The sequence below is a fragment of the Lysinibacillus sp. NPDC056232 genome, assembly GCF_042267565.1.
GTDB lineage: Bacteria > Bacillota > Bacilli > Bacillales_A > Planococcaceae > Lysinibacillus.
In genome coordinates, this window is the sequence record NZ_JBHJTF010000027.1 from 38,334 (window position 1) to 53,346 (window position 15,013).

A 15,013-nucleotide genomic window follows, 5' to 3' on the forward strand; every position below is an offset into this window, starting at 1 on the left:
ACATTAATTTTATTTATGTATCAAAAAATTGTAAAATAGTGTTGGCAAGAATATCCATAAAGATCGGTATTAAAAACAGAAAAGAGTGATGAAGATGGGCATTGATTTTCACAATAAGGACAATCAAACTACTTATACAACTCGGCATGCTGACCACTCGTGGATGGAAATAATGAAAGAACTTGTCCCTATCATGAATACTTTTAAGGCTGCAGATATTGGCTGTGGTGGAGGAATTTACGCAAAAGCATTAGCAGATATGGGCGTAACTTCAGTGATCGGTGTGGATTTTTCACAGGCTATGCTCGTTGGGGCAAAAGAAAATTGTAAAGACTATCATCATCTAACTTTCAAGCAAGGAAATGCATTGGCTACAGGCTTAGACGATGACAGCTTCCAGTTAGTACTGGAACGGGCTTTAATTCATCATATACAAGATTTAAAAGCTTGTTTTCAAGAGGCATTTAGAATTTTGGAGGATAAAGGGATCTACATTATCCAAGACCGAACACCTGAAGATTGCTTACTAAAAGGGGATAACGGCCATATAAGAGGCTATTTCTTTGAACGTTTTCCAAAATTAAAGGAAAAAGAAATTAAACGCAGACATAGCAGTGAGCTAGTCGTTGAGACCCTTAAGGAAATTGGCTTTAGCGAGATTACTGAAGTGAAATTATTGGAAACAAGAAATGTGTATGAACAGAAAGATCAGTTGTTAAACGATTTACGGGAAAGAACAGGTAGAAGTATTTTACATGAGTTAGACGATACAGAATTAAATGACTTACTGAATTATATTGATCAGGCCATTTCAACTGAGAGTTCTATAGTGGAAAAGGATCGATGGACCATTTGGAAAGCTGTGAAATGATGAATAAGGGTCCTTTATCGAATGTAGAAAGGTGTTATCCGTCGGTTGAGTAATTCAATCCGTCAGTTCGACTTTTCTATCCGTCGATTCAATAAAATGAAGCTCTCGTTCGCTATTTAAACGAGAGCTTCATTTTATTTATTCACCTACTAAAGCGACTAGGTATTTATCTCGATCTGCTTCCTCCTGCATGTTATTATCGACCAGCATTGCACCGTATCTCACATTTGTCATATCACGATCCACTAAAAATTGAGCATTCACTTTTGCGGTTTTATTATTGATAGGACAGTCTCCTTTAAATTCTACAACGTCCTGTCCTTTTTGGGTTTCAAAATACACCCAATATGGATTTTTACAAGCGTCGGCAAAGCCAGATTCTAACGTTTTATTACTATTTTCGAATGAATAGTTTTTAACATATGTAATATATTCGTTATCTGTAATATCCTTTTGTGGACCGTAAAAATACCAGAATACCCCTAAAATCCCGATAGGCACAATCCACAGTATGTTCCTTTTGCTTAATTTCCCCATATTTGAAGCCCCCCCTTTATGAAAATATTTTATCATCTTTTCACTGATTTTTGCTAGCTTACAATAATATTTTCTAGTTTAGGATTTAATATTGTAGAAAAAGCCATTCGACTGAAGTTTATTGATGAATGTTTTTTTGAATTTCTAAATACTTAAGGAAACTATGACGCTTATTATGACGTCTTTTATGACAGTAAGTAGGTATTCAACTGGATTTATGTCGAAATGTTTGAGCACTGAGCTACTAAAAAGTTACGTGTTACATGACAAAATGAATTGGAGATTTACTGAGAATTTAATGTAAGGAGATTTACAAAATGAATTATGGACTATTTCAATGGATTAATGATATAGCGGGTCGCTATCCTTTTCTGGATAAAGGGATGATTTTCATCACCGATAGTGTTCCTTATGTCGTAATCGTATTCATGTTATTTTTATGGTTTACTGCAAACAAGGAAAAGAGGATAGAAAAACAATATACTGCTTTCTACATTGTCTTTACATGTTTACTTGGATTGGGTTTAAACGCACTTATTCACTTGGTCAACTACCATCCACGACCATTCATCACATATAGTGTTCATCAATTAGTACCACATGCTGATGATTCTTCGTTTGTAAGTGATCATTCAGTATTAGTATTCGCTGTTGCATGTACGTTGCTTTTACGAAAAGATTCGTGGAAGTATCCTGTATTAATATGGGCATTCCTAGTAGGTATTTCTCGTATTTATGTCGGCGTTCATTATCCAGCGGACGTGATTGGCGGAGCCCTTCTGTCATTTGGGGCAAGTTTAGTCATTATCAAGTTTTCTGAAAAATTGGAACCGGTCGTAAAAATCCTATTCAATATCTATAACGGACTAACGAAACGTATCCCTTTTTTAGCGAAATTTGGCCAATAAGATCTACGTCAGGAAAATTAATGAAGCAAAGATGGAGAGTCACATTTTAATGTGGCTCTTCGTTTTGTTAATAAAGAATATATAGATTGATAATTTTTAATGAAGTCGAACTAAACTTTACATTTGTAATGGACACATTAGATGAGCATATACGAATAACGTCAAGAAAAGTATATATTGCTTATATTTTTTATAAACAATTAAAATCATCCGGTATTAATGTGACCATTAGAAGTCAATTTGGCATTGATATCGACGCTGCTTGTGGTCAATTGTATGGTAATTATCAAAAGAGCAACAAACAGTAATGTTTGAAATGAAGATGATACTGAATTGTATTTCCTAAAAAAATTTGGTAAAATTAAAATACAAATTATGAGAGGACTGATGAATGGACGATGATTAACTAAACTATATTTTTATTTGAAATGAACAACTTCAAACTTCAAATTACAAAATATAGGATTAGTCTGTCCATTTTTATAAATCAGTTTATACTTTTTTTGTCATGTTTCTAATGGCAATTAAGGGACTTATTTACGCTAAGTGAAAGACTAATCCTTCCAATTACTAATTGGGAGGATTTTTTATTCTCTCATAATCTAATCAATAAAGGGGAGAGAAAAATGAGCGATTCAGATACTATTGTTACGCATGTAATGCTCCGTACAAGTCGTTAATATCCATCAAACTTATACGGAGAAATTCAGAATGGATGGATATACCGACTTTGTATAAACAGTAAAAAGTATAGCTATACAAAGGAGGAATTTTCATGTCAATGATACAAGTTCAAAATTTAACTTTTTCTTATCCAAGCAGCTTTGACAATATTTTTGAAAATGTAAACTTTCAAATAGATACGGATTGGAAACTTGGATTTATCGGTAGAAATGGACGAGGAAAAACAACATTCTTTAATTTATTATTAGGGAATTATGAGTACAGTGGGAAAATCAATTCTTCGGTAGAATTTAATTATTTCCCTTATCCAGTTTCGGATAAAAACAAGTATACACATGAAATCATGGAAGAAATTTGCCCACAGGCAGAAGATTGGGAAATTCTTCGTGAAATATCCTATTTAGACGTTGATGCCGAGGCAATGTATCGGCCTTTTAAAACATTGTCAAATGGAGAACAAACAAAGGTGTTGCTAGCTGCACTTTTTTTAACGGAGGGTCAATTTCTATTAATTGATGAGCCAACCAACCATCTAGACACGGAAGCACGAAAGATGGTCTCTGAATATTTAGGGAAGAAAAAAGGGTTTATATTAATTTCACATGACCGAAACTTTTTAGATGGCTGCGTTGACCATATTTTATCTATAAATAGGGCAAATATTGAAGTTCAAAGTGGTAACTATTCTTCTTGGAAGTTGAATTTTGATCGACAGCAAGAACATGAAGAGGCAACTAATGAGCGTCTACAAAAAGACATAGGGAGATTAAAACAGTCTTCAAAGCGTACATCAGGTTGGTCTAATCAAGTGGAGGCTTCCAAAAATGGGACAACGAATTCAGGCTCTAAGTTAGACAAAGGTTTTGTAGGACATAAAGCAGCGAAGATGATGAAGAGAGCAAAGAACCTTGAATCAAGGCAACAAAAAGCTATTGAGGAGAAGTCAAAACTGCTAAAAAATGTGGAAAAAACCGAGTCATTAAAATTAGAATCATTGGCGTTTCATTCAAATGAATTGATTGTTTTGGCCGATGTGTCTGTTCAGTACGATCATCAAATAGTGAATAAGCCAATTAGCTTTAAACTAGAACAAGGTGACCGAATTGTGCTTGATGGAAAGAATGGAAGCGGAAAAAGTAGTATCCTCAAACTAATTCAAGGAGATCGGATACAGCATACAGGCTCGATGTATGTAGGTTCAGGTCTCGTTATTTCCTATGTCCAACAAGACACTTCTCATTTGAAGGGACTGTTATCGGACTTTATTGAAGAGCATGGGATTGATGAAACGTTATTTAAATCTATCCTACGCAAGATGGACTTTGACCGAATTCAATTTGAGAAAGATATATCTCATTATTCTGGTGGACAAAAGAAAAAGCTGCTTATAGCCAAAAGTTTATGTGAAAAAGCGCATATCTATATTTGGGATGAACCGTTGAATTTTATTGATATTTATTCGCGCATGCAGATTGAAGAGCTTATTCAAAAATTTAATCCGACAATGGTGTTTGTTGAGCATGATCAAGCATTTCAACAAACAGTTGCAACAAAAACGATAACGCTGTAAAAGATAATATGAAAGCTAAAACCTTTTAAAGAAGAATCCATTTTGATCAATCTTTTCAAAATGGATTCTTTTATTTATTGTAAAATATCGGTTTATTCCGCGTTAACGGGCAGTACTACTCCCACCTCTAAAGCAAAGAAGTTAGTTGGGAGTAGTACAGCCTGTAAAAGCCCGATTTCGTTCAACTAATAATCAGTGGGGATGAAAAAAACCTCACTGATTAAGTTTCACTTTATTTACATATGAAATGACAAAGATTTACGATACTTAACGTTGTCGAAGTTCAATTTTTAAAATAGACATATGACCAACTATTGGTAATAGAAAAAAATGTCCGTTTACTAAATCGGTTAGATTTAGAGTTGCGAAAATAACACCTACATAGTCATCTTCGGTAGCCTCCTCCTAATTGATCTATCGTTCTCCGTTAGCCATCCATGAAGCGCAAAAATCAGCTCTTCACCACAGAAAATGAAAGATGATTAAGTTCTTTCATGGGAGTTCAATTCCACTGCATTCTACTACTTATCAAGTCATGATGCCATCAGCCACTTATCACTTCCAGATAACGACTATAAAATAGCTTTTGAGCCTATCTTTTGTATATACGTCCTCTACTACTTTTTTATAATTTGCTATTGATATCAACTGGCGATTTCTTGTTCTGCCTTGTTACAAGACAATCATCTTTTTCACCTGGCATCGTTTTTGCCGCATCGCTTTTGAAAGATCTATTTCCGTTAAATATTCCGTAGATAACTACTGCCGTCAGTATAAGCCTGTTGAGAATTACGAATTCACATTCAAGAAGCAACCATTGAATTAGATGCACTTTTTACTCCGCAAGTGCTCCTACATGTGATGCAGACGGTGAAATAACATTGATAGTAGAGGATAATCCATAGCAAGGTACTGCTTTTAATCATTAAGAGTAATGTATTTCATACTATATGTAAAAAAAACTTTACTTAATGTTGGAAATATATTACTCTTTTGTAAGGGGTGAGCTGAGATGCCGTTAAGTAATGAAAGAAAGATTTGTAATAGAATTGTTGTGTTAAGAGCTGAACGGGGGTTATCACAAAGAGAGGTCGCTGATAAGCTGGGCGTGAGCCGACAAACGATTATTTCGCTTGAAAAAAACAGGTATAATCCATCTTTAAAGTTAGCCTTTGATATAGCACTAATGTTCGGTGTGGATTTACATGAAGTTTTTCAATATGAAGTAGAGGAGGAGAAATAAATATGGAAGTTATTCAAACTATTTTACGTATTATTTACGTACTTATTTTCTTTATCGCGGTCTTTATTTCACTGAAATTCGAAATGGGTGAAGAGAAAAAGGATGAGCGTGGGAAGAGCATTTCCAATAAATCCTATGGCATTGTATTTCCTTTAATGCCTTTGGGATGGTTTTTAATCGAGTTGTATGAACAATTCATTGGTCAACTGGATTACGATACATACAAATTAGTTATTTGGTTTTTAATCTCAGGTTTAATGATCCTTCATGCAATCATCATAACGGTATTAAAGAGAAAATATTAAGTTGCCGTTACCTTTACATAAAAGGGAAATCGAAAGAAAGGAAGTGGCTGTATGAATATTTGGGCGTGGGTTGGAATGATAGGAATTTTAATTCTTGCACCTTTGCCTTTACTTAAAAAAGAGAACAGGACAATAGAGGAAATTAGAAAAGTTATTGTGACGGTTGCCTAGTAAAATACTAAACGCTTTTTGATTCCATTATTGGATATGAAACAAAGATAGGAGGAAGGATCTTATATGGGAAACCGAACATACCTGAGCGTCACAAATGCCGATACCGGTTCAGTGGCTTATGAGAATATAGCTTTCGAGACGAATAATTTTCTCGCTCCAGTATGGTTTTGTCTGGTCAGTCAAGAGGAGTTCGAGCGCTATAGTAGGTAGCTTATGCAAGCATGGAGCAAGATTCAACCCCTTATGGACCATCCGGATGTGGAGGATCTGCCTGAGTGGGAATGCTTTTCCAAGGCATTCCAATGGCAGATTCCATGGGCGGATGCTGCAGAGCAGTTGCGCCTGAGTTTACCCGTTATACTGGCCATTTCCCATCGTTAGCAACTCCTGTGCATGAGTGGCTAAAAACCTTATCGACCCATGTACAGCAGTATTCAGCTGCCGTTATTCATCTGGAGCTTTCGCAATATTTCTCGTTCACGGGTGATTCAGCCCTCTATTTGAAAGATATTGAAGAATACGTTACTCTCTGGCAGTCGCCGCATCCATCGCAGGAGAAGGTCTGGCAGGGAGTAGACGATAACTCCTATATGCTGAATAGGGAGCATTTGCCATGGAGAGAACGTACGGTAGCTCAACCGGAGCAAAATCCGGAAATTCAGCTAGCGCAGTCTATTCCTCCAACATCTGGGAAGCGCCAGCCCAAATGGCGGCAAGAGCTCTACATATGGTGCTTGCGATTCTGTCCGCAGCCATCTTTCTTACCGTCTATGTCAATACCTCCAGTGTTGGATTGGGGTGCTCGGCTTCCTTATTCCTTCTATGTTTATCGTTTTGTGGAATATGATTATCGGCCCTAAAAAAACCTCCCGTCATCGGATGGAAGCGGCCACTGCCTTGAATAGGAAAAGTACCCCGTCTAATGCTGTGCTAAGGATTGAGTATTTCGATGGGTATTCACCTATTAGGACGGATGGCATGGAAACTGGCCTTTCGGAAGATAAATCATTACCGGATCTTATTCCCTGGCTGCAAATCGTGCAAGCGAAGGTGCTTTCATTTCAGGATGTTGAGCTCATGATTTCTACTAAAATTCCACCAGTCTCTACATTTCAACTTCATTTGAAGCTGGATGAACAGATGGTAGCAAAAGATACCGTATCAGCGATTAATGCCATTGTGTTGGCTCATAAACTGTCCGTTTAACTGCAATCACTTCTGGTTCAACCAGAAAGCCATTCTTACGGTAATTGCACAGCCGTGATAATATAAATTATTTTTGTATTAATTGAGTAAATATTCATTATAAAACGTCAAACAAGGTTCACATAAAATGATGTGAACTTTTTTGATGTTTTCTAGTTCTGCATAATATTTTGTCGTCACGCCGTATCTTGTATCAATAATCTTGCGCATGTGATACAAGAAACGAAATATTCTTCTACACTTTTACCTATTTCGATGGCTTATATTGCCATATAGGTCTTTAGACAGTTGAGTCATTTCCATCTTTCCTATAATATGTAATTGTAATTGAAAGTGATAATCATTATCAATTGTTATCAGCACCACATTTGTTTCTATTCGCTTCTTATCATCAGTCTTTCTAATTAGGGAGACTAATTTTTTTATCAGTGAGTGATAATCATTATCATTTGGTAGGGAGAAGGCTTTGTGAAAGGATGATTAATTACATGCAACAGATAGCTAAACAGATTGCAGAAAATGCAACGTTTCAGGCGTTTATGAATTGTTATATACGAGAGGTGAGTAGCGGACATTGGGTCAGAAAGGAGGAGTGGATAAAAGAACAGCGACTATCTATCCTGATTACAGAGGCACATATGTTAGAGATTGAGTTGCCGATCCAAAACACACGTTTTGCATTTGGCATGGAATACAAATCTCTTGTTGGAAGACATATATTTGGTGTCTCGTTGAAGTATTGTACGAAACAAAAACAATGGCTTGTCGAAGATAAATTAACGATACTCATCACGCTCATTCAGGAACTACATTTTATGGCTAAGGCGGATGGATGTCTTGGACTTTCTTCCCATTTTGATGAACTCATTCTTCGCATAATAGAGAGCTATCAAACGATGGCAAATTATATTGAAAAGAGTTTGGAAGGTAAGAAACAAAATGGAGCTAACTGTACGTTTATTGAAGCTGAGCAGTCACTCTTACTTGGACATTGGCTTCATCCGACACCTAAAAGCAGACAAGGGATGGCAGATTGGCAACAAACGAGTTTTGCTCCAGAGTTACAAGGTTCTTTCCAACTTCACTATTTCCGTGTCGACCATAAAATTGTGAAAGAGTCTTCTGTATTAGAAAAAAGTGCAAGTGAACTCATTACTCAGTCTTTAACAAAATCACAGCCTGATTTTGTTATGTCAGAGAAGCATTGCCTCATTCCGATGCACCCGCTTCAAGCACAGTGGCTTTTACAGCAACAGTATGTAAAAGAAGCGATTGCTGAAGGGTTGATAAAATACGAAGGTGCGCTTGGGGCATTTTATACAGCAACCTCTTCAATTAGAACGGTATATAGCTCAAATGAAGAAATGATGTATAAGTTTTCAATTCCTGTAAAAATAACGAATTCATTGAGGGTAAATAGAACTCATGAACTAAAAGCTGGAATTGTTATGGCTCGGTTAATGAATAAGATTGATTTCTTACAGAACCATCCATTTTTCCGGATGATTGATGACCCAGCCTATATGACTGTAGAGTTCCCAAATCAGACGGAGTCAGGGTTTGAGGTTATTTTTCGCTCAAACGTATTTCCTAAAGGGCATGATGAAGGAATATGCATGATCGCTACTCTTGTGCAAGAGCCCTTGCCAAACGAAAAATCAAAACTGTGTCAGCTCATTATGAAAATCTCTCAATCAGAATTCCGCTCAATAGAGAGTGTAAGCTTAGACTGGTTTAAAGACTATTGGAAATGTGCTATCGAATCATTATTAAGATTATACGATGAGCATGGGATCGCTCTCGAAGCACACCAGCAAAATAGTCTGTTAAACATTTCTTCTGGTTATCCAACTATTTATTTTTATCGTGATAACCAAGGTTATTACTTATCAAAAACATATAAAGAAGTACTTCTTTCAATAGAGCCTTCTTTACATGAAACAGCTGAGCTATTTTACGAAGATGCCCTTATTCATGATAGATTTACATATTATTTGTTTATGAATCAACTGTTTCCCGTTATATCTCGATTTGGAGCAGATCAGCTAATCGATGAAAAAATTCTTTTGAAGTGGTCTATCGATCAACTCCACTTATTAGAAAAAGAATTTACAGGTTTCGGGAAGGCATTTGTTCGTAACATTCTAAAACAAGAAGAGCTTGCGTTCAAAGCAAATTTATTAACAAGGTTTCATGATGTAGATGAACTAGAAGCCGAACTTGAACAAGCGGTATACACGAAAATTCCAAATCCGTTTGTTCTTCAGCATGAGGAGGCAGAATATGCAGCAGCTACAGCCTTTAGCTTCTAAACAAGGAGAGCTACGTGTAAGGCGGCAGCTTGTAGAAGCAATGATTTTTGAAGGACTAATCAAATATGAAGAAACACGTTTAGATAAATGGACTTCAATTTTTACTCTTGTTGGTCAGAAGTGCACCTATCGTTGTGAAGGAAGAAGAATGGCATTTGATCGCATCCGAATAAAGGGAGATAGTATTTTTCTCATAGGAAAAGATGAAACGTTACTAGAAGCAACGCTTGAGGATCTAGTAGATGAATTACTTTCGACTCGTAAAGACAAAGTTCGGTTACTGAAAGAACTTCATTTGACGAGTAAGCTTTGTGAATGGAATGATCATCATCTCCAAATGCCGATGTCGAGAAGAAGTTCGAGCTATGAAGAATTAGAATCAGAAATCATTGAAGGACATCCATATCACCCTTGTTTTAAATCCAGAACCGGTTTTACGATCGACGACCATAAAGACTATGGCCCTGAGGCAAAACAATCTTTTACCCTTCAATGGGTTGCAGTGAGAAGAAGCTACGTACGAATTTCAGTTCTTGAAGAGGAAGAGAACTTTTGGAAAAGAGAGCTAGGGCATTTGCTGTGGGAAGACCTTCTTGCAACGCTTGCGGTATTCGATGGAACATTTGAAGTATATACGTTCTTACCGGTTCATCCTTGGCAATGGCATAACATGAAGCAAGAACTAGCTGGATTAATGGAGCAAAAAGATCTAATACCTCTAAATGTGAAAGGAGATTACTATAGGGCAACCCAATCAGTGCGAACATTATGGAATTTTTCAAATCCAAAAAAGCCGCAATTAAAATGCTCGATGAATATGGTGAATACCTCTTCATTACGAAAGTTACATTCTCATGCTGTTTGTGCCGCTCCTCATATTTCAGCATGGCTTAAACGGGTGATTCAATTAGACGACTATTTACATAATGAAGCGTCTCTTATTGTACTGGAAGAATATGCAGGGATTATTTTTGAACCGAATGTAAAAAAGCATAGCAGCAAACTAGAAGGTCAGCTTGGCTCCATATGGCGAGAAAGTGTGCGCTCGTATATGAAGGATGAAGAGGAAGCGGTACCGTTTACGGTACTAATGATGATGGAGAGAGATGGGCGTACATTTATTGATGATTGGCTTTGCCGATATGGAACGGAGGAGTGGATAAAACGCTTGATCGAAGTGAGTGTTATTCCTGTGTGGCACTTGCAAGTCGCACACGGTATTGCTGTTGAGGCACATGCGCAAAATATGATTTTATTACATCAAAATGGGTGGCCAACTCGAGTTGTACTGAGGGATTTCCATGACAGTATCGAATATATGGAAGAATTCATTGCAGACAGAAGCCTCGTTCCAGACTTTGAAACGGTACACGAACGTTTTAAAGATGCACCTGTCGATCATTATTATTGGATGTCTTCTGTAGAGGCTTTACGAGAGTTAGCTATGGATACACTATTCGTGTTTCATTTAAGTGAACTATCTTATTTGCTAGAAGAGCAGTATGTATTTACAGAAACACGTTTTTGGAGTCTAGTTAAGAACGGAATACAGAAGCACTTTGAACGTTTTCCATCATTATGCTCAAGAAATGAACAGCTTCAGCATACTAGCACACATATTTATGTTGAATCTTTGCTAACAAAGAAAGTTCAAAATCAAGAAGAAGGTAATTTTCGACATATCGTCAACAATACGTTGGCGCAAGCGGATGAAAAGGGGAAATGATGATGTTTTATGTCAATGATCAATTTTATACAGTAGAAGATATCGAGAAGCAGTTTGAACTATTTGAAAGCTTACCTCATCTAAGGGAGTGTAACAATCGCAGGCTAGCTATTTGTACGGATGATACTTTCCAATATATAGCTCTTTGTTTATACATTCGCGGAAAAGGTGGATCAGTTGTCCCAATCCATCCTGCGACGCCAAAAGAGGGCTCTATACGGCTTGCTTCTTCAGCACGTAGTCATCTTTTGTTGTTCCAATCAATCGATTCTTTCATCGAACTATCAAATCATTCCAATAACCAAGAAGGCGTATTAGTTCAAATGAGCTCAGGTACAACAGGAGCTCCAAAATGTATTGAACGAACGTGGAGTTCAGTGGAAGAAGAGATTGAAAGCTATGTGAAGGCGTTACCTGTTGATCCCTTGACAAATTCTGTTGTTGCTTGTCCGGTTACTCATTCTTATGGATTCATTTGTGGTGTCTTAGCTTGCATAAGAAGGGGAGCAAAGCCGGTTATTATTACGAATAGTAATCCTAAATATATTTTGAAAAAGCTAAAAGAATATCCTAAGCACATACTCTATGGGGCTCCAGCGTTACTTTATACATTAAGTAAATTATTACCTATTGATCAACAATTTGATCGCGTGATGACGTCAGGAACTGTGATGCCACATAGCTGGTTGACATCGTTAAGAGAGAAATCTAACCAAGTACTACAGCAGTATGGATGCTCTGAATCAGGGTGTGTTGCGATTCACCCTAGTGTGGAAGATCCGAAAGAAATGGGTTATCCCCTTCCTCATGTGAAGGTGACAGCTGGTAATAAACAAACACCGAGCGAAATTATCATTGAAACGTCTATACAAACGATCTATACGAAAGATCTTGGCTATATAGAGGATAATGTTCTTTCTTTTCTTGCAAGAATAGATGACACGATTAATGTAGCAGGCTTGAATGTGTATCCGCAAGAAGTTGAAAACGTGTTAATGGATGAGCCAAGGATAGTCGAAGCAGTCGTATATAAGAAACAAGACAACTTATCAGGAGAGCGAGTATGCGCACTATATGTGTCTACTGAACCGATCGATAATATGGAACTTAGAGAATGGTGCCGGAAATTTCTCGCGCCACATCAAATTCCGATGGATTTTGTGTTTGTTCATGAAATTGAAAAGCTACCTAACGGAAAAGTAAGTAGAAAAAAACTTGGAGGCATACCAGTATGACGCGCCAACAATTGATCAAGAGCATCTATGATATTATGGGAAATTCATTAGAGTTGCAGACATTGTCCTCTTTTAATGAAGATGCCCGATTAAATGAGGATTTGTATATGGATTCAATTATGGTCCTTCAACTGATTCTTCATATAGAGTTGGATCTTGGCATTTCCATTCCCGATGAGGTTCTCGTTCCGAAAGATTTCAAAACAGTAGGAACACTAGCAAGTTTTTTAGAAAAACAGCAAAAGGTAGAATAATCGGAGGCTAAAAATGATAAAAGTTCATTGTTTTGTAAGCTGTGTTTGTGAGGTTATTAAGAAAACGAAAGGCGTCGATCATAGGCCCTACTATTTTGGAGTATGGGACGCAGATTTTGATGTGCTTGATAACGGAGTGCTAGCATACCACTCTGATCAAATTGATCATCATTTCTTTCAAACATGGTATGAAATGCTCTATGGAATCAAGCTTTACAAATGGTATGACGAAAAGCAATCAAAACAAGGAAATATAAACAAACTGCTAGGATTATTAGAGAATAAATCTTCACATCAACATGTGATGGTGATGCTGGATTTATCGATGCTTCCAGAGCGAGAGAATAAATTTCATCAACGTCCATTCCCTCATTATGTGATGCTAGAATCGACAGAAAATGAAGAAGAATGGTTTATGTATGACCCTGATTTTCGCTGGGAAGGGATTTTACCGAAGGAGAGAATTTTAGCTGCAATTCAAGAACCAACTGTCGGAGGTGGCTATTACTTTGATTCTGAGACGATTATTGCTCCAACTACAGAGACGGTTGAAGCCTATTTTAATACATGTATAAAGCTTCATTGTAATCCGTTGACAGATGCAATTACCAAAATTATTAAAGAGTATATTGCTGGAAAAGAAAAAGAAAGGATGTCAAAACTTCCGACTGCATTAAAACAATTGCCGGTTATAGCGATTAGAAAGTATGCATATGAGCATGCGTTTGCATTTTTTTGGGAAGTACTTGGCCGCGAAGAGGAAGGCTTTGACACATGGTGTAATGAAATTGAGCGTCTAGTGAATGGCTATACAACGATTCAGTATCGAGCGATGAAGCTGGCGCTGACGGAAAATTTGTTATTAGCGGAAGATATTTTTGTGAAGTTAGAAGAACAAAATCTCCTTGAGTTCAAGATTAAGCAAGAATTACAAGAATGCTTTCAAGCATGGTTAACATTACAGCACAAGAAAGAGGTTATAATATGAAACTATCTATCTGTACAATCTCGTTTCGGCACCATCTCCACTCGATTGACCAATTAGCCCAATTTGCAAAAACGCAAGGTTTTCAAGGAATCGAGCTCTGGGGTGTTCATGCAAAGAACTTGGCAGATGAACTTCATTATGGAGCAGATTGGCTAAGCTCCTACGGTTTGGAAACGAGCATGCTTAGTGATTATTTGCCATTAGAAGCACCAGTTTCTGTGATGATGGCTGAAACAGAGAGGTTATCTTCACTTGCAAGGCGCTGGGGAACAAATAAGATTCGTACATTTGTAGGAAAGAAGGGCAGCTCAGACACGAGTACAAAAGAAAGGGAAGAACTTATTTTTAGACTTAGAATGCTCTGTGATTATCTTGAGTCAAAAGGACAATATTTGCTTGTTGAAACTCATCCGAACACATTGACAGATAATCTACCTTCAACAATGCAGTTACTCGAAGAAACGAATCACTCAAGCCTACGAGTGAACTTTGACGTTTTACATATATGGGAATCAGGGATGGACCCTATTGTCGCCATGAATCAACTTCGTCCTTATATCTCACATTTTCACTTTAAAAATATTGCCTCACGTGCACAACTTGGTGTTTTTGCTCCTAACAATGTTTATGCTGCAGCAGGGTCTAGAGAAGGGATGGTTCCATTGTTTGAAGGTGCAGTTGATTACGATGACTTCCTAGCAGAAGTAGATTCAAACATGGAGGCAGATGCGTCATTGGAATGGTTTGGATCGAATGTGAAGAGAGTATTAGCAAAAGATGTTCAGGAGGTTAAGAAGGCAATGCAGGTGGTGCAAATATAAGGCTGTTTAAAACATATGCATGAATCACAAGAATGGTATTTAAAGAGAAGGTATAAGCTATTTAACTAGCACGAATAGGTACACTCGGGGGCAATAAGCCAATTTGATGCAGATCAGACCCCCAATGGAGAAACATTTACTTTAGAAAAAACTACACTTCCAATAGCTGATGAAATGTT

14 protein-coding genes and 1 pseudogene are annotated in these 15,013 nt (G+C 37.2%); 14 read left to right on the forward strand and 1 reads right to left on the reverse strand.

What is annotated here, in order from left to right:
* The first annotated feature begins 94 nt into the window (after positions 1 to 94).
* The gene (locus ACFCYJ_RS18525; protein ID WP_376075709.1) at positions 95 to 871 is read left to right on the forward strand and encodes a class I SAM-dependent methyltransferase; all 777 of its coding nucleotides are present in this window, start codon (positions 95 to 97) and stop codon (positions 869 to 871) included.
* 138 nt (positions 872 to 1,009) lie between these two features.
* Here the strand turns inward: ACFCYJ_RS18525 and ACFCYJ_RS18530 are convergent, their stop codons facing one another.
* Complete coding sequence (locus ACFCYJ_RS18530) at positions 1,010 to 1,408, reverse strand: glucosamine 6-phosphate synthetase (protein WP_376075711.1); 399 nt, start codon at positions 1,406 to 1,408, stop codon at positions 1,010 to 1,012.
* A 317-nt stretch (positions 1,409 to 1,725) separates the two neighbouring features.
* Between ACFCYJ_RS18530 and ACFCYJ_RS18535 the strand changes: the two genes are divergently transcribed.
* The 13 genes and pseudogenes from ACFCYJ_RS18535 to ACFCYJ_RS18595 all read left to right on the forward strand — a co-directional run bounded on the left by ACFCYJ_RS18535 (position 1,726) and on the right by ACFCYJ_RS18595 (position 14,834).
* Entirely contained in the window at positions 1,726 to 2,316 is a 591-nt protein-coding gene (locus ACFCYJ_RS18535) for an undecaprenyl-diphosphatase (protein ID WP_376075712.1), read from the forward strand.
* Positions 2,317 to 2,441: 125 nt separating this feature from the next.
* Positions 2,442 to 2,624 (forward strand): annotated as a pseudogene (locus ACFCYJ_RS18540) (23S rRNA (adenine(2503)-C(8))-methyltransferase ClbB); the annotation flags it as partial.
* Between the two features lie 467 nt (positions 2,625 to 3,091).
* Positions 3,092 to 4,570, forward strand: coding sequence for an Lsa family ABC-F type ribosomal protection protein (locus ACFCYJ_RS18545; protein WP_376075713.1), 1,479 nt, complete (start codon positions 3,092 to 3,094; stop codon positions 4,568 to 4,570).
* A 1,012-nt stretch (positions 4,571 to 5,582) separates the two neighbouring features.
* Positions 5,583 to 5,813, forward strand: a complete 231-nt coding sequence (locus ACFCYJ_RS18550) for a helix-turn-helix transcriptional regulator (protein ID WP_376075714.1) — start codon at positions 5,583 to 5,585, stop codon at positions 5,811 to 5,813.
* A gap of 2 nt (positions 5,814 to 5,815) precedes the next feature.
* Positions 5,816 to 6,118: a hypothetical protein gene (locus ACFCYJ_RS18555; protein WP_376075716.1), complete on the forward strand. Its 303-nt coding sequence runs from the start codon at positions 5,816 to 5,818 to the stop codon at positions 6,116 to 6,118.
* A 449-nt stretch (positions 6,119 to 6,567) separates the two neighbouring features.
* The gene (locus tag ACFCYJ_RS18560; protein WP_376075718.1) at positions 6,568 to 7,152 is read left to right on the forward strand and encodes a hypothetical protein; all 585 of its coding nucleotides are present in this window, start codon (positions 6,568 to 6,570) and stop codon (positions 7,150 to 7,152) included.
* Positions 7,153 to 7,189: 37 nt separating this feature from the next.
* Complete coding sequence (locus tag ACFCYJ_RS18565; RefSeq protein WP_376075720.1) at positions 7,190 to 7,498, forward strand: hypothetical protein; 309 nt, start codon at positions 7,190 to 7,192, stop codon at positions 7,496 to 7,498.
* A 488-nt stretch (positions 7,499 to 7,986) separates the two neighbouring features.
* Entirely contained in the window at positions 7,987 to 9,810 is a 1,824-nt protein-coding gene (locus ACFCYJ_RS18570) for an IucA/IucC family protein (protein WP_376075721.1), read from the forward strand.
* Positions 9,782 to 11,536, forward strand: coding sequence for an IucA/IucC family protein (locus tag ACFCYJ_RS18575; RefSeq protein ID WP_376075723.1), 1,755 nt, complete (start codon positions 9,782 to 9,784; stop codon positions 11,534 to 11,536). Before ACFCYJ_RS18570 ends, ACFCYJ_RS18575 begins: the two co-directional genes overlap by 29 nt.
* Positions 11,533 to 12,771 (forward strand): AMP-binding protein, encoded by a 1,239-nt coding sequence (locus ACFCYJ_RS18580; RefSeq protein WP_376075725.1) that lies wholly within the window; start codon positions 11,533 to 11,535, stop codon positions 12,769 to 12,771. The genes ACFCYJ_RS18575 and ACFCYJ_RS18580 overlap by 4 nt, the downstream gene beginning before the upstream one ends.
* On the forward strand, positions 12,768 to 13,025 hold the full coding sequence (gene asbD / locus ACFCYJ_RS18585; protein ID WP_376075727.1) for a petrobactin biosynthesis protein AsbD: 258 nt from the start codon (positions 12,768 to 12,770) through the stop codon (positions 13,023 to 13,025). Before ACFCYJ_RS18580 ends, asbD begins: the two co-directional genes overlap by 4 nt.
* 13 nt (positions 13,026 to 13,038) lie before the next feature.
* Positions 13,039 to 14,013, forward strand: coding sequence for a DUF6005 family protein (locus ACFCYJ_RS18590; protein WP_376075729.1), 975 nt, complete (start codon positions 13,039 to 13,041; stop codon positions 14,011 to 14,013).
* On the forward strand, positions 14,010 to 14,834 hold the full coding sequence (locus tag ACFCYJ_RS18595) for a sugar phosphate isomerase/epimerase family protein (protein WP_376075731.1): 825 nt from the start codon (positions 14,010 to 14,012) through the stop codon (positions 14,832 to 14,834). Before ACFCYJ_RS18590 ends, ACFCYJ_RS18595 begins: the two co-directional genes overlap by 4 nt.
* The last annotated feature ends 179 nt before the right edge of the window (positions 14,835 to 15,013 follow it).